Below are 19,215 nucleotides of genomic sequence, written 5' to 3'. Positions count from 1 at the left end.
GTTGGGGACAAGTGGGCAGTCGCTGTCCGATATCTCGAAGTGGAAAGCACAGCGGCATGAGGTCAGGTGGGTTGGTGAGGCGGCACGTGAGGTCGTCTCACGCCACCGTCGGCGACGTATCGGGCTCGTGCGGCGTCGAGGCTGAGCCGCCCGTTCGGTCCGCCGCGGACGGTGGCGCTGTCGTGGTCGTCCTGCCCGTCATCTTCCCAGCCGCATTCTTCGCAGATTTCGTATCCGCCTCGCTCACCGAGGGTCGCGTGGCCGCAGCAGGGACAGGTGTATGGCCCTCCGCCGGGTGAGGCGAAGACGTTCCTGTGTCTCGTGTACGCCTGGAACCAGTCGCCGGAGTGCCTGGGCCGGCTTGGCATGCCGGTCTCTTCGGATCGATCATCGGACACGTGACAAGGATGCATCTTCGCGACCACTCGTGACGAGTCGTTCGGCCGGAAGGACCTGTTGTCCAGGTCCACCTGAACTATTGCCGGAATGTGGCGTCGCCGAAGCCCATGTCGCGCATTCGCTCGGGCGAGAAGACGACCATGATCTCGTCGCCACCGACGAACACGCGCTGCCAGTCCGGCGGCTGCGGCATGGCGGCGACGAACCACACCGATCCGGCGGCGAAGTCGAGGCGCAGGGCCAGCGGCACGTCCACGGCGCTCGCGGGCTCGACGACAGTGCCGTCGGCTCGCCGGCTCGGGCCCAGTTCCAGTCGCTCCCAATGAGCGGCGGTCCCGTGAATCGGCGACCGCAGGTATCGGTCCCACGGGCCCGCGGAGCCGACGTCGGGCCCGACGCGCTCCGGACCCTCGTCGCCTGCCCTGAGGTGGTCTTCGATCCGGCCGTCGAGGACCTCGACACCGTAGCTGTAGAAGGTGTCGGTCCAGGTGATCGTCGCCGGCCCCGCATCGGTGTCGATCCCGACGCCCATGACAGCGTGATGCCAGTTTCCGTAGTCCCACGGCGCGGGTTCGGAGGCGAAGTTGTGGACATCCCAGTATTCCACCGCCAAGATCCGTCGGCCCCGGAGTCCGCTCAGCCTTGCCTCGAAACGCGCGCGCGGATCGTCGACCTCATCCGGCGGTTTCATGGACCGGCGGCCGGGTCGTCGAATTCGAGCGACGGCATCGCCGCTGCGTCCGGGGCCCAGGTTTCGCGAAACCCCGGCTGGACCGCGAGATCGACCAGTTCGATTTTGGCCCCGATGCTGTCGAGCCGGTGGTAGGTGAAGGAACGACCGTAAGGGCACGAGTCGAACTCGATCGGCGCGCCCCGATCCGCCAGGCGCTGTTTGTCCGTCGTGACGTCCTTGGACCAGTAGCCGATGTGGTCGAAACGGGACCCGTCGGTCGCGTCCCACGGGCTGCCGGCGGGCCCTTGGATCACCTCGAAGAACGGTGGCCCGCCGGTGGAGAACACGATCTCGTAGTCCCAGTCCCCGAGGGTGCCCGCGCGGACCGGACTCCAGGTCACGCCGAGTGTGCGCGTTAGGTCCTCGGTCGCCCGTCCGATGTCTCGAACGACGAAGCACAGGTGGTAGAAGGCGTTCACCCGTCCTGTCTACCAACCCTCAGCGAACGAAGGCGTTATTGTTGATCGATGTCGCGCGCGGTCGTTCTCGGCGGGACCGGGCTGATCGGTCGCGCCATCTCACGCCGGTTGCTGGCCGGTGGTTGGGATGTGGTCGTAGTCGGGCGGGACTCCACCCGTATGCCCGCGGACGTCACGGTCGCGGGTGGCCGGTTCGTCGCCGCAGACCGCGCCGAACCCGGCGGACTCGCGGCAGCGCTCGGTGCGGGGGCGGATCTGGTGGTCGACTGTCTCTGCTTCACCGCCGCACACGCCCGTGAGCTGTTGCCACTGCTGGACGACGTGGGATCCACGGTGATGATCTCCAGCAAGGCCGTGTACGTCGACGCGGCGGGCAACCACGTGAACTCGGCCGTCCCGCCGGCCTTCGACGGCCCGATTCGCGAGTCGCAGCCCACCATGACCCCACGCGAGGATATCGACTTCCGCGCTCGCGACGGGTACGGCGCCAACAAGGTGGCCGCGGAACAGGTCCTCCTCGACAGCGGGTACCGGGTCACCGTTCTGCGGCCATCCAAAGTCCATGGAGAGGGAGCGACCAAGCCCTGCGAATGGGTGTTCGTCAAACGCGTAGCCGACCGGCGCGAAGTTCTCTTCCTGGCTAATGGTGGCCGTGGCGTCGATCACCCGAGTGCGGCCGCGAACATCGCCGCGCTGATCGAAACCGCCGCGGAAAACCCCGGCAGGCGCGTCCTCAACTGCGCCGATCCGGACGTGCCCGACGCCCTCGACATTTCGAGAACCGTCGCGAAATACCTCGGGCATCGGTGGGAGGAGGTGCTCCTCGACGACCACGCCCCCGCCGGACTCGGCCTGCACCCCTGGGACCGCCTGCCGGGTATCCGGCTGGACATGAGTGCGGCCGGACGGCTGGGTTACCGGCCGGTCGGCGACTACGCCACCACCGTGATCGCCGAGCTGGATTGGCTGGTCTCCTCCGATCGGCTCCCGGCAGGCTTCGACCACGACTATTTCGCGCCGATGTTCGACTACGCCGCAGAGGACACCTACCTCGCGGAGCGGTAGAAGGCGTTCACCCGGCGTCAGTCCTCGCCCGCCGGGAGCAGCTCCCGCAACATGGCCAACAGCTCCCGCCGGTCCCCGGCGCCGAGTTTCCCCCGGATCCGCGCCATGTGGTGCTCCACGGTCTTCCCCGAGATGAACAGCTTGCTCCCGGCCTGCTTGTAGGTCAGCCCGTCGACGACCAGCCGGGCGACCTCGAGTTCCCGTTCGCTCAGCGCGCTCAGCCCGGTGGCCGTGGTGGGTTCCGGTGCCCGCCCTTGGAACTGCCGCGCCGCTTCGAGCAGCTGGACCATCGCCTTCCGGTCCGAAGTCCGGATCGCCGCCTGCCCGGCCAGCCGGGAGGCGTCCCAGCAGAGCCCGAGTTCGTGCAGTTCCGAAGAGGACGCGGTAATCGCCTCGGGATCGACGGTTCCGGTCAGGACGGCGAGCCAGCCGGTCGCGGCGGCGGCGAGTGCGGCCGGGTAGCGGCCACAGGACGCGAAGTCGTTGAGCGCGGCCAGATGTTCGCCCGCCGACGCGTGGTCTTCGACGGTGATGGCGGCGTGCAGTTCGTGCCAGCGCAGAGTGGCTGTCCACAGTGGAGGGTTGCCGAGCGCGTCGAGCACGGAGTGCGCCCGTTCCAGCTGGCCGGCCAGTTTGGCGCCCGCGCCGCCCCGTGCGGCCGCGATCGCGAGTTCTCCCAGCGGCAGCAACGAATACAGGTCCGGTTGTTGCCGCATCGACGCCTGGTACGCCCGGTCCCAGGAGCGTTGCAGGCCGGGCAGATCGCTCGACCGCCGCGCCAGGCCCAGCTGCAGGGTGGCGGCGAAGAGTTCGTCGCGCGCTTCGAGGCCGTCCGGCGGCATCAAGGCCTCGGCGGCCGTCTTGAGGTCGCCCGCGGTCATCGCGACCCAGCCGAGCAGCAGCCGATGCCGTTTCGCGAGCAGGTCGCCGCCGATCCGGCCGTCCACCGCGCGTCTCAGCACCGACTCGGCCAGCGCGAGTTCGCCGGAATGCAGGCCCACCAACGCAGCGAGGGCCGCCGGGCTGTCCGGGAGCGGCGCCGGAGCGCCGGCCGATTCCAGCATCGAGGCCGCGCCCAGCAGGGCCGACAGCGTTTCCGCGCCGCAGCCGGACACCGAATCGGTGATCGCCCGCGCCATCCGTGAAGCGGCGCCGGCGAACAGGGTCGGGACCTCGGGAGTCTCCAGCACGCCGCGGGCGGCTTCGAGTTTTCCGGTGCCCAGCAACGCGATCGCGGCGAACGCCTTCGAGCCCGCCCGGCCGGACCATTGATACAGCTCGGCGCTGTGCGCGAGTTCGCCGCGATGCGCCAGCACGGTCGCGGCCACTTCGGCGCCCGCGGCCCGGGCGTCCGTGTCCGACGTGCTGCCGAGCATGCCGTCGCCGAGCCGCAGCGCCGTGTCGAGGTCCCCGGCCAGTGCCGCGGCGTGCGCCCAGCCGACGGTGAGCGCCGCGCCGCGCCCACCGGCCTCGGACGCCGCTTCGTAGAACCGCGCCGCGAGTTTCGTGTCGTCGGACATCGCCTCACGGGCGGCCGCCTCGAAGGCCGCCGCCGCGCTCGCGCCCGAACTTCCCGTGCCCAGCAGGGAACGAGCGAGCTCCAGCACCGGGAGCCCGTCCCGCAACTGGAGTTCCACCAGCCGCTGCAGCACCGTCAGCCGCCGCCCCGGCGAACCCCAGGTCCGGATGGCTTCGGCGGCGATCGGCAGCAGCGCGTCGTCCTCGCCGAGCAGGCCGGTCGCCCTGGCACTGTCGAAGATCTCGGGCAGCCCTTCACGATCGCGGTTCAGCAACGCCGCCAGCAGATCGAGATTCCGGCCCGCGCCCGCCTCCGCCGCGATCAGGTACCGGTGCACGTCGTCGTCCAGCTGTTCCAGCTCACCGCGGAAGTCCGCGAGCCTGCCGGTGACCGCGCGGAGCACGAACCCCGGGACACCGCCGGTCCTGGCGTGGACGTCTTCCGCCGTGGCCGCGTCACCGCCGGCGTGCTCGACGAGCCGCCGGACGTCGTCGACGCCGAACGCGCCCAAGGTCACCGACCGGCCGAAGGAATCGGCCAGTACGCGCAGGGTGGTCGTCCGTGCCGCCGGCCGGAACGCCAGCACCACGGGCGCGGTGGTTTCTTCGGCCTGTGCCTTGATCTTCGCGATCTCGTCGTCGTCGAGCTGGTCGGCGTCGTCGACCAGCAGCGCTTCGACCCCCGCCGCCGCGTAGTGACGTCCGAGCCGGTCGAGCAGATGGGTCTTGCCGTGCCCGCCGGGGGCGACGACGGTGACCCGCACCGGGAGTTCCGGGGCGGTGGTCACCTCGTCGAGCAGGCTCCGGGCACCCGGATGGATGATGCCGGGCTTGTCGAGCAGTGCGTTCAACAGCGACCTTCGGGGGTGGACGGCGTGGCACCGGGGGTGGCCGGCGCGCACGAGCTCGAAGTGGTGGGAGTGGCTTCGGGACCCTTGTCCGCGGTGGCTTCTCGGGTGGTCAGGGTGAGCAGCAGGGTGGTCGCGGCCAGCACCACGACCGCGGCTCCGGCGACGAGGGGCTTGCGCCGGCTGAGCAGTTTCGCCGCCCCGGTGCGTTCTGGCAAGGGGAAGGGGGTGATGTCGACCGGCGGCCGTTCGGGCCGCTCGGTGAGCTCTTCCGGCACGTCGACCCGGGGGAGCAGGGTGGTTTCGACGGCCGATCCCGCCCCGGCGGGTTGAGGAAGGTCACGTCGCGCGGCGATGTTGGCCGCCCCGATCGCCACCGTCAGCACCGGGTCGCTCGACGCGAAGACGGGGCACGGGGTCCGGCCGGGAACCGGCGGGGCCTCGCCGCAGAGCACGATGCCCGCCAGGGAGTGTGGCGGGATCCCGGCGCCGTGCGCGAGTTCGAAGACCTTGCCGACGGCCTCGGCGGGCTCGACGCCTTCCACCGTTTTGACCGGCTGCCAGCCGTTGACCCCGGCGGCCGCGATCGTGACCACCGTGCCGTCCGGGCCGAACTCGCAGACCCCGGCGGTGACGTCGCCGTGCGGGGCGAGGTACGCGTGCAGGGCGGCGACGGGCGCCGCGACCAGCGCGGCACGGGGGAATCCGGCCTCGGCCAGTGCCCGGCGCAGCAGGTCCCGGCGGAACGAACCCCAGCCGACGGGGTGCGTGAGCACGATGTGGCACGGTTTCTCGCCGAAGCGTTCGGCCGCTTGCTCCACCGCGGCGTCCACGAGGACCGCGCTGAGGGATTCGGGCGGGAACCGCTCACCGCCGACGATCACGGGGACGTCGTCGCCGACCCGTTCGTGGAACCCGGTGAGCAGGCGGGCGGGCGCCGACCGGCCCGCCTCGACCGCGGCGTCGCCGGTGAGCAGGTAGCCGTCGTCGTCGAGGAACACCGCGGACGCCGCCGCCGGGCCGCGCGCCCCGAGCCACGACGGCTCGGGCACGCCCCAGCCGTCGCCGGAGTCCACGCAGGTGGCGGCGGTGGTGCGGGTCGAGGCGATATCGATGCCGAGGACGTAGGGCAACGAGCATCCTCCTTCGCTTGACCAGCCCCTAAGGACCAAATAGGGCCACTCACCTGAACGGCTTGACCCATCCGGGTGAGGGTTGGCATTAAACCCAACCGAGTGCGTCTCGGTTAAGCCCCTAACGCCCTAACGATGTCATACCGATCCCCTATTGGCTGAGTGAGCGACGACCAGGAGTGATCCCCGATGTGCCCGGAGGCACCGGCTCACTAGCTTCGGTGACCTGCGCTCAGCCGTGCCCTCCGGCCGCTGTGCCTTCCCCACCGACTAGACCTCCAGGAGAGTCCTTTCATGGGTTCCGTCCAGACCCTGCACGACTTCACGCTCAACCTGCTGAACGACACCGCGGCCCGTGCGGCGTTCGCCAACGACCCGCAGCAGGTGCTGGCCGACGCCGGCCTCGGTGACATCAACGCCGCCGACGTGCACGAGGTCGTCCCGCTGGTGCTCGACTTCGTGCCGGTCGGCACCGTCACCGACCTCACCGGGAACACCGCGGCCACCGCCGACAGCCTGGCCGGCTTCGGTGGCGTCACGAACTCCACCGACGGCGAGTGCGCCGACGGCGTCCAGGGCGCGATCGACCAGCTCACCGCGCTGACCGCCGGCCTGCCGGTCGCCGTCCCCGGTGCCGACGCCCTCCCGGCCCTGCCCGAGACCGGTCTCCCGGGTGTCCCGGCCGTGCCGGGCCTGCCGGAGCTGGGCCTGCCCGCCGTCCCGGCCGTGGGCGACCTGCCGGTCGACGTCCCGGGCCTGCCCGCCGTCCCGGCCGTCTCCGACGTGACCGACGTGTCGAACGCCGCCGCCGGCGTGACCGCCCTCGCGCACAACACCGTCGGCGGCTTCGGCCTGAACGACGACCTTTCGCGCGGCCTCGACGCCGCGTCCGTCGGCCAGGCCGGCGACCTCGCCAACGCCGCCGTCGACACCGCGACCGGCCTGGCCCCCGAGGTCCCCGCCGTGGACGCCGTCCAGGTTCCGGCCGTCGACTCGGTCCCGGCCGTCGGCGACCTGACCGGTGACCTGCCGCGCACCGACGGTGTCGCGGGCGACGCCCCGAACTTCCTGTCCGAGGTGGGCGACCTGACCAGCACCATCGGTCACGTCGATGTCGCCGACGTCACCACCAAGGTGCACGACATCGCGAACAACTACACCAACGGTGACATCGCCACCAACCACGGCGACGTGGCCGGCGCGGTCACGGGCAACGTGGCCAACGAGGTGGCCAACGTCGCGAACCACGCGGGCGTCACCGAGGTCCACGACACGGTTTCCGACGTCACCGGCACCATCGGCAACATCGGCGACGTCAACATCGGCACCGGCGACATCGCGTCGAACAACGACATCCACATCGGCTGATACGAACATCTTTCAGCTTTGGCTGTCGGGGCCCCGCGACCGCACCTGGTCGCGGGGCCCGCACGGCATTGTTGGCCCATGCCACATTGATTCCGCGCTTGGTTAAGGGAACACTGCATCCCCGTGACAGCCCCCGCCTGGCTCGACGTGCTCAACGAGACCTTGGACGCCTGTGCCGCCCACGGTCGCGCCGACCTGGCCGAACGCCTCCGGCGCAGACGCGACCAGCGGGCGCCGGGCACCCGGATCGCGGTGGTCGGTTTTCCCAAGCAGGGCAAGGGTTACCTGCTCAACGCGCTGTTGAACGCGCCGGTCTGCGCGGTCGGGGACGCGAGTACGCCCACCGTTCCCACGGAGATCGGCTACGCCGCCGATCCCGCCGCGACCCTGGTCGGGCATGCCAGGGAAAGCGTGCCGGTCGGTGACCTGGCCAAGGAACTCGAAGTCCGGCCGCCCGGTTCGCTGCGCCGGGTCGAAGTCGGCCTGCCGCGCGAACTGCTCGGCACGGGGCTGGTGCTGGTGGACACCCCGGCGATCGGGGATCCCCGGTCCCCGCGCACGGCGGCCACCCTCGACGTCCTCGCCGACGCGCACGCGGTGATCCTCGTCTCCGACGCGACACAGGAACTCCAGCCCGCTGAACTAGCGCTGGCAAGGCATATCCGCACCTGGTGCCCGGCGCTGGTGCTGGCGCTGACCAAGATCGACGTGAGCCCGGACTGGCGGGAACTCGCCGCCCGTAATCGCGCGGCACTCTCCGAGACCGGTGTCGTCGCCGACGTCTTCCCGGTGTCCGCGACGGTGCGCCAGGCCGCCGCGAAGGCCGGTGACGCCGTCCTCAACGGACGGTCCGGTTTCCCGGAACTGCTGAACTGGGTGGGGGAGCAGGCCGCGCGCCCGATCGAACGCACCCGTGCGCTCGCCGCCGCGGTGAGCGTGCGCGCGGCGGCGGTCGAGCTGGTCGAGACACTCCAGACGCGGCTCAACGCGGTCTCGCAGGACAACGGGGTCGACCAGGTCACGCTGCTGCACCAGGCACAACGGCGCGCCGAGGAACTGCGGCGGCAGAACGTCCGCTGGCAGAACATGTTGTCGGACGAGATCACCGACCTGATCTCCGACGCCGAGTACGACCTGCGCGAGCGGACGCGGATGATCGTGCGGCATATCGACCGCACCTTCGACGAAGGCGATCCCGTGCAGATCTGGCCGGATTTCCAGACCTGGCTGGAAGAGAACCTCGCCGAGGCCGTCGAGACGAACTACAACTGGGTGTCCGACCGGTCGGAGTGGATCGCGCAAGCCGTCGCCTCGACCTTCGGCCCGCACTACGGCCACGCGCCCGACCTGCCGCTGACCGGATCCGGCGTGGACTCGATCCCCGAGGTCGGCACGCCCAAGATCGAGCGGTTCAAGATCGGGCAGAAACTCTTCACCGGATTGCGCGGTTCCTACGGCGGCGTGCTGATGTTCGGGCTGGTCACCAGTCTCGCCGGGCTGCCGCTGATCAACCCGGTGTCGCTCGGCGCCGGTGTCGCGTTCGCGACCAAGAGCGTGCGCGACGAAGGCGGGACCCGGTTGCAGCGACGTCAAGCGCTGGCGAAGGCCGCCGCGCAGCGCCACGTCGACGACGTGTTCATCCGGTTCAGCAAGGAGATCAAGGACGAGGTCCGCCAGGTGCAGCGGCGCCTGCGCGATCATTTCGCCGCGGTCTCCGACCAGCTGTCCGAAGAGCTGACGCGGCAACGGGAACTGATCATCGCCGGCTCCGCCGAACGGGACCGGCGCACCCAGCGGGTCAAGAAGGAGATCGACCGGCTGGCCGCCCTGCACCGGAAGGCGGGCGCGCTCGGCACCGGCGCCACGCCGCGCCGGGAGCTTTCGGCGTGACCCCCCTGGACGTCCGGGAACTCCTGAACGAAGCCGCGGCGCACTACCGGGATCGCCCGCACGCGGTGTCGATGCTGCGGGAATGCCTGGAGCGACTGGACGAACCACTGCGCGTCGGCTTCACCGGCACGCCGGGAACCGGAAAGTCCACTTTGGTCTCCGCGCTGGCGGAATGGCCGACGCGGGCCCTGCGCGAAATCGAGCTGTTCGACACCCCGGCACCCGCCGAACACGTCGACGCGACGGTGCGCCTGGTGCGCTATCTCGAACCCGACGAACTCGCGGGCACCCGGCAGGCAGGCGGTTCGGCGTTCGCGCGGCAGACGGCGGTGAACTCCGTACTGGTGCTCGCCCACGCGGACGAGGTCGGCGCGGGCCGGATCGACGCCTTGCTCACCGCGAAACAGCTGGCGCGGCGGGCCTGGCGCGAGAACCCGGATTGCGCGGGATTCCAGGGAGTCATCGCGGTCGCCGGGCAACTCGGGTACGCGGGGCGAGCGCTGCGGGACGACGAATTCGAGGTGCTGCGCGCGCTGGCGTCGGTCTCCCGGCCGGAGCTGGAACGGTACCTCCTGTCCGTCGATTCCTTTGTGGACGATCCATTCCCGGTGGGGGTCCCGCCGGAATCGAGGAAGCATCTGGTGTCGCGGTTCGGGCTCTACGGTGTCCGGCTGGCGATCACCCTGATCCGCACCGGTTGCGACAGCAGGCTGAAACTCTCGGCGGAACTCGTGCACCGCAGCGGTCTCGGTGACCTGAGGGACACGCTCGCGGGCTCTTTCGTCGCGCGCGCCGAGGCGCTGAAGGCGCGCACGGCGGTGGTGCGGCTGGAAGGTCTTCTCGCCGCGGAACCACTTCCGCACGGCGACCGGCTCGCCGCGCGCGTGGAGCGTTTCGCCGCGGCGGCGCACGACTTCCGGGAGCTACGGCTCATCGCCGGTATCCGCGGCGGCCGCACGGCGTTGTCCGGGGAGTTCGCCGAGGAGGCCGTCCGGTTGCTCGGCGCGCAGGGACTGGCGCCCACCGAGCGGCTCGGGCTCGCGCCCGACGCGGATCCGGCCGAGATCCACGCGGGTGCCGAAAGCGCGCTCGTCCGGTGGCGGCACGAGGCGGAACGGGCCGACGCCGCGCACGCCGAACGCGCGGCCGCCCGCGTGATCGTGCGCTCGGTCGAAGGACTGCTCAGCCTGTTCGTGGCTTGACGCCTGCCGGTCACCGAGTCACCATAGACCTCTCTATGGTGGCTCTGACCAGGCGAAAGGGGTCCGGTATGCCCGACGACGCGCGTCCGGATGTACGGCTTCTCGGTGAACTTTTCGCGCATTGGGCGAAGACGATCCCCGAGCGGGAAGCCCTCTCGTTCCAGGGTCGGAGGCTCACCTGGGCCCAGTTCGACGAGCGGGCGAGGCGGGTCACCGGCGCGCTGGCGGCTGCCGGGATCGGCAGGGGCGACAGGGTCGCCTTCGTCGACAAGAACACGCCCGCCTGCCTGGAGGTGACCTTCGGCGCGTCCTCGCTCGGGGCGGCGAACGCGGTCGTCAACTGGCGTCTCGCTCCGGAGGAACTCGCGTACGTCCTCGGCGACAGCGGCGCGCGGATCGTTTTCGCCGGCCCGGAATCACTGCCCGCCGTCGAGGCATTGCGCGATCGGCTGCCGTCGGTCGAGCGCGTGATCGTCGTCGGAGGGGAAAGCGACCAGTACGAGGACTTCCTGGCCGGCGCGGCCCCCGCCGGGGTGTCACCCGAGGTCGACGAACACGACGGCGCGCTGATCATCTACACCAGCGGTACCACCGGATTCCCCAAGGGCGCCGTGCTCACGCACCGGAACCTGTTGGCGCACAGCCGGAACGCCGGAGCGCAGTTCCCGATGGGCGACGGCGACCGCAATCTGGTCGCGATGCCGCTGTTCCATGTCGGCGGGAGTTGTTACGCGATCATCGGTTTCCACTACGGGCGGCCGACGACGATGACCCGCGAGCCCGACGGCAAGTCGCTGCTGGGCGCGCTGGCCGAAGGGGTCACGCACGCGTTCCTGGTGCCCGCCGTGGTCGCCGGGATCATGCAGGCGGGGGAGCAGGCCGTCGCCGCGTTCTCGCGGTTGAAGTACCTCGGTTACGGCGCTTCGCCGATGCCGCTCCCGTTGCTGCGGAAGTCGCTCGCGGCCTGGCCGGACACCAGGTTCGTGCAGGTCTACGGCATGACAGAACTGTCGGGTGTGGTGACGGCGCTCGATCCGGAGGCGCATCGCGACGCCGCCCGGCCGGAGCGGCTGGCGTCGGCGGGCACGGTGCTGCCCGGGGTGGGGATGCGCGTCGTCGACCCGGCGACCCTCGAAGACACCGAACCGGGGACCCCGGGGGAGCTGTGGTTCCGCACCGATCAGGCGATGGCGGGCTATCTGGGCAAACCCGAGGCGACGGCCGAAACGATCGTCGACGGCTGGGTCCGCAGCGGTGACGTCGGCAGGGTCGACGACGGCGGGTTCGTCTTCATCGAGGACCGCGTCAAGGACATGATCATCACCGGCGGTGAGAACGTGTACTCGCCCGAGGTGGAACGAGTCATCGCCGAACATCCCGCGGTCGGCGAGGTCGCCGTCATCGGTGTCCCCGACGAGCGCTGGGGTGAGCAGATCAAGGCGGTCGTCGCGCCCGCGCCCGGGCAGGAGGTCGACGCCGTCGAACTCGTCGAGTACTGCCGGGAACGCCTGGCGCACTACAAATGCCCGCGTACGGTCGAGATCGTGGAGGCGTTGCCGCGCAACGCGACCGGCAAGATCCTCAAACGCACCCTGCGGCGGCCGTACTGGGAAGGGCGGGAACGGGCCGTCTGATGCCGTCGATCGTCAGCCGCGAGGAGTACTTCGACGCGGCGCTGGACATCCTCGCCGAGTCGGGGTTCGCCGGGCTCAACGTGGGCACGCTCGGCAAACGCCTCGGCGTCACCAGCGGATCCTTCTACCACCATTTCGGCGGCTGGCCGGGTTTCGTCGGCGCGCTGCTCGAGTTCTGGGCGCAACGGCAGGTGCGGATCCTGCGGGAACTGGATTTCGGATCCGGCGGCCCCGAGGCGGATTTCGCCGCGCTGATGAGCCTGACCCGCGGCCTCCGGCATCGCGCGGAGGCGGCCATCCGCGCCTGGGCGGCGAACGACGAAACCGTTCGCATGGCGCAGAAACGCGTCGACGACGCCCGGGTCAGGACGGTCGGGAAGGTGGTGGCCGAGCTGATCCCCGACCGGCGCCGCGCCGAGGTCGTGACCTCGCTCGGGCTGGCGATGCTGGTCGGGTATCAGCAGGTGGCCTCGGCGGGCGGTTTCACCGACCTCGGCGACATCCTCGACGAGTACACCCGGCTGGTGCTCGCGGGTTAGGCGTTGCCGAGCACCCGGGTCACGGTGATCTCGACGACCACGCGCTCCGGGTTCGGCTTGGGCTGCCGGTAGCGCGCGGCGTAGCGGTTTTCGGCGTCGCGCACCGACTCCGGGTCTTCGCGCAGTATGGCGCGTCCCTCCAAAGTGGACCACCGCGGCCCGTCGATCTGGCAGGCGGCGACCGGAATGCCCTGTTCGCCCGCTTCCTTGACCAGGCGGGCCTTCTTGGACGAACGGAACGTGATCACCCTGGCGATCCCGGCTTCGAAGTCCACCGTGACCCCCACCGCGACGACGTGCGGGGTCCCGTCGGGGCGGACCGTGGTCAGGGTGGCGAGGTGCCGTTCGGTCCAGAAGTCCCGGAAGGACTCGCCGCGCGCGCTCAGGTCGATCGTCATGCGGCCTACGCTAGGCCACCGTTCACGAAGACGTCTTTTGAGGTAATAGTAAGGAAACTTTCTTAACTCTCTTGTTTTTGACCGTCCCTGGTGTCACTCTCGAAACGCGCCGCCGCCATCAACGACGTTTCCGGAGGAGCCGATGAGAAAGACCGTTCGGACAGTGCTGGCCGCGGCCGCGCTGACCGCCGGGCTGGTCGCCACGACCGCCCCCGCCGCCGCGGTGACCACTCAGGGGACCCCTTACCTGCCGGGCGTTCTGCGCCCGTCGGTCTCCCAGTCGGCGCAGGACGCGGCGCTCGCCAAGTACTACGACTACTGGAAGAAGAACTTCCTGACCACCAAGTGCGGGGCCGGCACGTACGCGGTCAAGGCGCCGGACGCCGACCACGCCTTCGTTGCCGAGGGTCAGGGCTACGGGATGACTATCGCGGCGATGATGGCGGGCAAGGACTCGCAGGCGCGCACGGTCTTCGACGGCATCCTGAAGTTCGTGAAGGCGCACCCTTCGTCGATCGACAAGGACCTGCACGCCGCCGAACAGAACGAGAGCTGCACGAGCGTCAACGGTGTCGACTCGGCGACCGACGGCGACCTCGAAATCGCCTACGGCCTCCTCCTCGCCGACAAGGTCTGGGGTAGCGGCGGTTCGGTGAACTACAAGGCCGAGGCGCTGCGGATCATCAAGGCGATCAAGCGCAGCGAGGTGCACCCCACCACCAAGTTCATGCGGCTGGCGGACTGGGCCGACAGCGGCAAGTACATCAACAGCTCGCGTTCCTCGGACTGGATGCCCGGCCACCTTCGCGCGTTCGAGAAGGCCACCGGGGACTCGTTCTGGGGTCAGGTCCGGACCCGGCAGGAGAAGGCGGTCACGCAGCTGCAGCAGCAGTACGCGCCGAAGACCGGCCTGATCCCCGACTTCGTGGTCAACACGAACTCCACGCCGAAGCCTGCTCCCTTCGATTTCCTCGAGGGCAAGGACGACAAGTACAGCTACAACGCCTGCCGCGACCCGTGGCGGCTCGGGGTCGACGGCATCACCGTGTCGGGGAGCCCCGCGCAGGGTCAGGTGCGGAAGATGAACACCTGGATCCAGCAGAACACCGGCGGCGACCCGGCCAAGATCACCACCGGCTACCTGCTGTCGGGCGCCAAGATCCCGGGGCAGACGGGGCAGCACCCCTGCTTCACCGCGTCGTTCGCCATCGCGGCGATGAACGACCCGGGCAGCCAGGCCTGGCTCGACAAGCTGTGGACCTCGATCACGACCTGGACGCCGAACGCCAAGGACTACTACGGCACCGGCATCACCCTGCAGGTCCTGCTCATCCTCTCGGGGAACTACATCGCGGTCTGACCGCACTCGCGTGAAGGCCCCCTTCCCTCGGCTCAGCCGCGTGAAGGGGGCCTTCACGCGCGAACCTTGCTGATCGCCACATGCGCCCCGCCTGCATCAACAGTCACAACGGCTGCGCGTGAAGGACCCCTTCCCTCGGCTCAGCCGAGGAAACTCGACCTTCACACCTTCAGGTGGGCAAGGTGCGGGTGGTCGTGGAAGTCGCGCGAAACGGACATCCACCGGACAGGATTTCAACTGTGAGTTGACCACTTCAACAGCCAGTTGTAGCGTCGGCGACCACCTGAAGCCCCCGTGGAGGTCCGTCATGCCGTCGACGCCGCTCACCTTGACCCGAACCTGGCGCCTGGCCGTGCTCACCGGCCTGGCCGCGCTCGTCACCGCGGCCTGCGGAGGCGGGCCCGACGGGGCCGGCGGCCAGGAACCCGCCGCCCCGGGCGCCCCCGCCGCGATCCCGGACACGGCCGCGCTGATCGAGTCCGTCCAGAAGGACGCCGCCGTCGCCGGCACCCTGCCCGCGAAGTACGCGCAGGCCGGGATGCTGCACCTGGCCTCGAACCTGCAGTCCGCGCCCAACAACTTCTACGCCGCCGACGGCAAGACCCCGATCGGCTACGAGGTCGATCTCGCCAAGGCCATCGGCAAGAAGCTGGGCGTCACCGTGCACCACCAGGACATGGCGTTCGGCTCGCTGATCACCAGCCTCCAGTCCGGCCGCGTCGATCTCACGATGGCCGCGATGAACGACACCAAGACCCGTCAGGCGCAGATCGACTTCGTGGACTACTTCTCGTCCGGTATCACGATCATGGTCCGCAAGGGCAACCCCGACCAGATCTCCGGCCCGGACACGTTGTGCGGCAAGAACGTCGCGGTCGTGCAGGGGACGAGCCACCAGAAGTTCGCCGAAGAGCAGAACGGCAAGTGCACCCAGGCGGGCAAGCCCGCGCTGACCGTGACCGCCACCGATTCCGACACGCAGAACCAGAACCAGCTCCGCACCGGCCGGGTCGCCGCCATCCTCAACGACCTGCCCAGCGCGGTGTACATCTCGCGGACCGCGGGCGAGGGCAAGTTCTTCGAGGTCGTCCCCGGCGAGCCGATCAACGGCGGACCGTACGGGATCGGCGTCAACAAGGAGAACAAGCCGCTCGCGGAGTCGATCCGCAACGCGCTGCAGTCGCTGATCGCCGACGGTGGCTACGGCAAGATCCTCCAGGCCTGGGGCGTCGAGCAGGGCGCGGTCAAGGAGGCGAAGCTCAATGGCGGAAGCTAGTGAGCCATTGCCGATCGTCCGGCTGAGGCACTGGGGCCGCTGGGTCAGCGCCGTCGTCATCCTCGCGCTGCTGGTGCTGCTCGGCATCGCGCTCGCGAACGCGCAGATCCAGTGGGAGTCGGTCCCGGAGTTCCTGTGGTACCGGGTGATGGCGGTCGGCCTGCTCAACACCGTGCTCCTCGCGGTGATCGCGCAGGGTTCGGCGATCGTCATCGGGATCGTGATCGCCCTGATGCGCCGCTCGGCGAATCCGGTGGCGCGCTGGTTCGCGGCGGGCTACATCTGGCTGTTCCGCGGGCTTCCGGTGCTGTTGCAGATCCTGATCTGGTACAACCTGGCGCTGGTCTTCGAGTTCATCTCGATCCCGTTGCCGTTCGGCGGCCACCTGCTCCACGAGCAGACCAACGTGCTGATCACCGCGTTCACCGCGGCGCTGCTCGGCCTGGCGCTCAACGAAAGCGCGTACATGGCGGAGATCGTCCGCGCCGGGCTGAACAGTGTCGACAGTGGACAGACCGAGGCGGCGAAGTCGATCGGGATGTCGCCGGGCGCGACGCTGCGCCGCGTGGTGCTGCCGCAGGCGATGCGGGTGATCATCCCGCCGACGGGCAACGACTTCATCAACATGCTCAAGGGGACGTCGATGGCGTCGGTGATCGGCGTGACCGAACTGATCCACGCCGCCAACAACATCTCGTCCAACAACCTGCTGGTGATGGAGACCCTGCTGGCCGCCGCGGTCTGGTACATGGTCGTGGTGACCGTCGCCGGGGTCGGGCAGCACTATCTGGAACGCGCCTTCGACTCCGAAGACCGGTCGAAGAGCCCGTTCTCCCGCGCCGCCAAGGCGTTGCGCACCGCCCCGCTGGTGAGGAGTGAACGTGTCTGAGCCACTGCTCAAGGCCGTCGGCGTCCGCAAGAGCTACGGCCACACCGAGGTACTGGGCGGGATCGACCTCGAAGTCCACAAAGGACAGGTGGTCTGCCTGCTCGGCCCGTCGGGCGCGGGGAAGAGCACCTTCCTGCGCTGTGTCAACCACCTGGAGACGATCGACGCCGGTCAGGTCTGGGTGGACGGCGAGCCGATCGGGTTCCGGCTGCGCAACGGCAAACTGTACGAACTGAAGGAACGCGAGGTCGCCCGGCAGCGGCGCGACATCGGCATGGTGTTCCAGCGGTTCAACCTGTTCGGCCACCGGACGGCGCTGCAGAACGTCGTCGAAGGGCCGGTGCGGGTGCTCGGTGTCCCCATGGAAGAGGCCAGGGAACAGGCGCTCGAACTGCTCGACAGGGTCGGCCTCGCGCACCGCGCCGACGCCTACCCGGCGCAGCTGTCGGGCGGGCAGCAGCAGCGGGTCGCGATCGCCCGGTCGCTGGCGATGAAACCGAAGCTGATGCTGTTCGACGAGCCGACGTCGGCGCTCGACCCGGAACTCGTGGGCGAGGTGCTGGCGGTGATGGGTACGTTGGCCGCGGAGGGGATGACGATGGTCGTGGTGACGCACGAGATGGGGTTCGCGGCCGAGGCCGCGGACGAGGTGGTGTTCATGGCCGACGGCGTGGTCGTCGAGACCGGCCCGCCGGGGGAGATCCTGAGCGCCCCGAAGCACGAGCGGACCAAGCAGTTCCTGGCACGGGTCCTCGCATGACGCGGATCTCCCCGCGGTATCTGCTGCAGTTCGACGAACCGGCCGGGTACCTCGACTTCGCGCGGTTCGGCCCCCCGTCGCACGCCGTGCTCGACACGACGGCGAGCCTGCTCGACGCCTCGACCAAGGCCGGTCCGTCCACTGTGGACGACCTGATGCGGCAGGAGACCAGGGCCAAGGCCGCCGCCGCGCGGCTTTCCGGCAGCGACACCGACCACACGGTGCTGTTGCCGCACACCAGTCTCGGGTTGTTCCAGGCGGCGTTCAACGCGCCCGGCGGCGAGGCGCTGGTGTCGGCGGCGGAGTTCCCGGCCAACACCTACCCGTGGGCGCGGGCCGAACAGGCGGGGCGGCTGACCGTGCGGCGGCTGCCGCTCGGGAACGTCACCGCGGACGCGGTCAATGCGGCGCTGACGCCGGAGACGTCGCTGGTCAGCGTGAGCGCGGTCGACTTCCGGACCGGCTACCGCGCCGATCTGGCGGCGATCCGGGACGCGGTGGGGGACCGGCTGCTCGTGGTCGACGGCATCCAGGGCTTCGGGGTGACCGAGGCGCCGTGGGAGGTCGCGGACGTGCTCGTCGTCGGCGGGCAGAAGTGGCTGCGGGCGGGCTGGGGCACCGGTTTCGCCGTGCTGTCCGACCGCGCGCTGGAGCGGATGGAACCGATCCTGTCCGGCTGGACCGGCGCCCGCGATCCGGGCCTGTTCGACGACGAGATCCATCCCGCCGACGAGACCGCGGCCTCGTGGTCGATCTCCAATCTGAGCCCGATCACGTCGGGCGCGTTCGCGGCCGCGCTGGAGCTGGTCGAGGAGGCGGGCGTCGGAGCCATCGCCGGCCGGATCGCCGAACGGGTCGGCGAACTCGAAGAGGTCGTGAAATCCGTGGGCGGGGAAGTGGTTTCGGCCGTCGACCGGCGGGCGGGGATCCTCGCCTTCACGCTGCCGGGGCACGCGGCCGAACAGGTGGGCTCCGCGCTGGCGAACGCCGGGATCGCCGCGACCGTGCGGCCGGAACACGTCCGGCTGTCGCCGCACGCGTCGACTCCGGCGAGCGCGGCGGAACAGGTGCGTTCGGCGTTGGAACGGCTGAAGAAACCGGTCTCCGTGGTCCAAGCGCCGGTCGTCGCGTCGGCGGCTTCGGGCGATCTGCTCACCGCGCTCGTCCCGGCGGTGCACGCGCTCGCGGCGATGCTGGGACCGGGCAACGAGGTCCTGCTGCACGACCTGAGCAGGCTGCCGGACTCGATCGTCGCCATCGCGGGTGACCTCACCGGCCGGACGGTCGGCGGGCCGATGACGGATCTGCTGCTGGGCCTGGTCCGCCGCGGCACCACGCAGGATCTGACGAACTACGAGACCCACGGCCCCGACGGCCGGGCGATCCGCTCGTCGACGCTGTTCCTACGGGACGCCGACGGTGTTGCCATCGGCTGCCTGTGCGTCAACCGGCTGTCCGACGGCGCGCCGAAGGCCGACGGGCACGAACCCGAGACGTTCCCGCCGGACGTCGACAGCCTGCAGCGGTTCCTGGTCGGGCGCGCGGTGGCGAAGGCCGGGATCCCGGTGGACCTGATGAAGAAACGGCACAAGGCGGCCGTCGTCCGCGAACTGGACGAGGCCGGGTTCTTCCTCATCAAGGACTCGGTGGACCACCTCGCCGGGGAACTCGACGTCACGCGCTACACGATCTACAACTACCTGAACGAGATCCGGGCGGGCGGAACCGCGTAACTCGCGTGATTGGAGGCGTAACACGGTGTTCCGCCTCCAATCACGTGAGTT

The 19,215-nt window shown here is 69.8% G+C and carries 17 protein-coding genes; 11 read left to right on the top strand and 6 right to left on the bottom strand.

The annotated features are described in order from the left end of the window. Nucleotides 1-62: 62 nt before the first annotated feature. The 3 genes from NQK81_RS45405 to NQK81_RS15060 form a co-directional block, all read right to left on the bottom strand. A complete protein-coding gene (locus tag NQK81_RS45405; RefSeq protein ID WP_371878871.1) occupies nucleotides 63-368 on the bottom strand; it encodes a CPCC family cysteine-rich protein in 306 nt (101 codons plus the stop codon). A gap of 107 nt (nucleotides 369-475) precedes the next feature. Then, nucleotides 476-1,006 (bottom strand): hypothetical protein, encoded by a 531-nt coding sequence (locus NQK81_RS15065; RefSeq protein WP_257488693.1) that lies wholly within the window; start codon nucleotides 1,004-1,006, stop codon nucleotides 476-478. Between the two features lie 80 nt (nucleotides 1,007-1,086). Continuing rightward, nucleotides 1,087-1,551, bottom strand: a complete 465-nt coding sequence (locus NQK81_RS15060; protein WP_257488692.1) for a VOC family protein — start codon at nucleotides 1,549-1,551, stop codon at nucleotides 1,087-1,089. Between the two features lie 48 nt (nucleotides 1,552-1,599). Between NQK81_RS15060 and NQK81_RS15055 the strand changes: the two genes are divergently transcribed. After that, nucleotides 1,600-2,616, top strand: a complete 1,017-nt coding sequence (locus NQK81_RS15055; protein WP_257488691.1) for an NAD-dependent epimerase/dehydratase family protein — start codon at nucleotides 1,600-1,602, stop codon at nucleotides 2,614-2,616. Between the two features lie 17 nt (nucleotides 2,617-2,633). On the opposite strand, the gene NQK81_RS15050 is transcribed toward NQK81_RS15055, so the two are convergent. After that, nucleotides 2,634-4,985 (bottom strand): helix-turn-helix transcriptional regulator, encoded by a 2,352-nt coding sequence (locus tag NQK81_RS15050; protein ID WP_257488690.1) that lies wholly within the window; start codon nucleotides 4,983-4,985, stop codon nucleotides 2,634-2,636. Beyond that, nucleotides 4,982-6,115: an Hsp70 family protein gene (locus NQK81_RS15045; RefSeq protein ID WP_257488689.1), complete on the bottom strand. Its 1,134-nt coding sequence runs from the start codon at nucleotides 6,113-6,115 to the stop codon at nucleotides 4,982-4,984. Before NQK81_RS15045 ends, NQK81_RS15050 begins: the two co-directional genes overlap by 4 nt. Nucleotides 6,116-6,409: 294 nt before the next feature. Between NQK81_RS15045 and NQK81_RS15040 the strand changes: the two genes are divergently transcribed. The 5 genes from NQK81_RS15040 (at nucleotide 6,410) to NQK81_RS15020 (ending at nucleotide 12,748) form a co-directional block, all read left to right on the top strand. Beyond that, nucleotides 6,410-7,483 (top strand): IniB N-terminal domain-containing protein, encoded by a 1,074-nt coding sequence (locus NQK81_RS15040; RefSeq protein WP_257488688.1) that lies wholly within the window; start codon nucleotides 6,410-6,412, stop codon nucleotides 7,481-7,483. Between the two features lie 123 nt (nucleotides 7,484-7,606). Further along, complete coding sequence (locus NQK81_RS15035; RefSeq protein WP_257488687.1) at nucleotides 7,607-9,373, top strand: dynamin family protein; 1,767 nt, start codon at nucleotides 7,607-7,609, stop codon at nucleotides 9,371-9,373. After that, nucleotides 9,370-10,575, top strand: a complete 1,206-nt coding sequence (locus NQK81_RS15030; protein ID WP_257488686.1) for a GTPase — start codon at nucleotides 9,370-9,372, stop codon at nucleotides 10,573-10,575. Before NQK81_RS15035 ends, NQK81_RS15030 begins: the two co-directional genes overlap by 4 nt. A gap of 68 nt (nucleotides 10,576-10,643) precedes the next feature. Beyond that, nucleotides 10,644-12,209: a long-chain-fatty-acid--CoA ligase gene (locus NQK81_RS15025; RefSeq protein ID WP_257488685.1), complete on the top strand. Its 1,566-nt coding sequence runs from the start codon at nucleotides 10,644-10,646 to the stop codon at nucleotides 12,207-12,209. Next, on the top strand, nucleotides 12,209-12,748 hold the full coding sequence (locus NQK81_RS15020; protein WP_126737180.1) for a TetR/AcrR family transcriptional regulator: 540 nt from the start codon (nucleotides 12,209-12,211) through the stop codon (nucleotides 12,746-12,748). The genes NQK81_RS15025 and NQK81_RS15020 overlap by 1 nt, the downstream gene beginning before the upstream one ends. On the opposite strand, the gene NQK81_RS15015 is transcribed toward NQK81_RS15020, so the two are convergent. Beyond that, complete coding sequence (locus NQK81_RS15015) at nucleotides 12,745-13,146, bottom strand: PPOX class F420-dependent oxidoreductase (RefSeq protein WP_257488684.1); 402 nt, start codon at nucleotides 13,144-13,146, stop codon at nucleotides 12,745-12,747. The genes NQK81_RS15020 and NQK81_RS15015 overlap by 4 nt on opposite strands. Nucleotides 13,147-13,288: 142 nt before the next feature. Between NQK81_RS15015 and NQK81_RS15010 the strand changes: the two genes are divergently transcribed. The 5 genes from NQK81_RS15010 (at nucleotide 13,289) to NQK81_RS14990 (ending at nucleotide 19,164) form a co-directional block, all read left to right on the top strand. Beyond that, nucleotides 13,289-14,506 (top strand): family 8 glycosyl hydrolase, encoded by a 1,218-nt coding sequence (locus tag NQK81_RS15010; protein WP_257488683.1) that lies wholly within the window; start codon nucleotides 13,289-13,291, stop codon nucleotides 14,504-14,506. A 307-nt stretch (nucleotides 14,507-14,813) separates the two neighbouring features. Beyond that, the gene (locus NQK81_RS15005) at nucleotides 14,814-15,782 is read left to right on the top strand and encodes an ABC transporter substrate-binding protein (RefSeq protein ID WP_257488682.1); all 969 of its coding nucleotides are present in this window, start codon (nucleotides 14,814-14,816) and stop codon (nucleotides 15,780-15,782) included. Then, on the top strand, nucleotides 15,769-16,671 hold the full coding sequence (locus tag NQK81_RS15000) for an amino acid ABC transporter permease (RefSeq protein WP_257488681.1): 903 nt from the start codon (nucleotides 15,769-15,771) through the stop codon (nucleotides 16,669-16,671). Before NQK81_RS15005 ends, NQK81_RS15000 begins: the two co-directional genes overlap by 14 nt. Further along, nucleotides 16,664-17,431, top strand: a complete 768-nt coding sequence (locus NQK81_RS14995) for an amino acid ABC transporter ATP-binding protein (protein WP_306856040.1) — start codon at nucleotides 16,664-16,666, stop codon at nucleotides 17,429-17,431. The genes NQK81_RS15000 and NQK81_RS14995 overlap by 8 nt, the downstream gene beginning before the upstream one ends. After that, on the top strand, nucleotides 17,428-19,164 hold the full coding sequence (locus NQK81_RS14990) for an aminotransferase class V-fold PLP-dependent enzyme (RefSeq protein WP_257488680.1): 1,737 nt from the start codon (nucleotides 17,428-17,430) through the stop codon (nucleotides 19,162-19,164). The genes NQK81_RS14995 and NQK81_RS14990 overlap by 4 nt, the downstream gene beginning before the upstream one ends. Nucleotides 19,165-19,215 lie beyond the last annotated feature (51 nt).

Source organism: Amycolatopsis roodepoortensis (assembly GCF_024628825.1).
In the GTDB taxonomy this organism is placed as follows: Bacteria; Actinomycetota; Actinomycetes; order Mycobacteriales; family Pseudonocardiaceae; genus Amycolatopsis; species Amycolatopsis roodepoortensis.
This window is presented reverse-complemented; position numbering and strand designations above follow the sequence as displayed.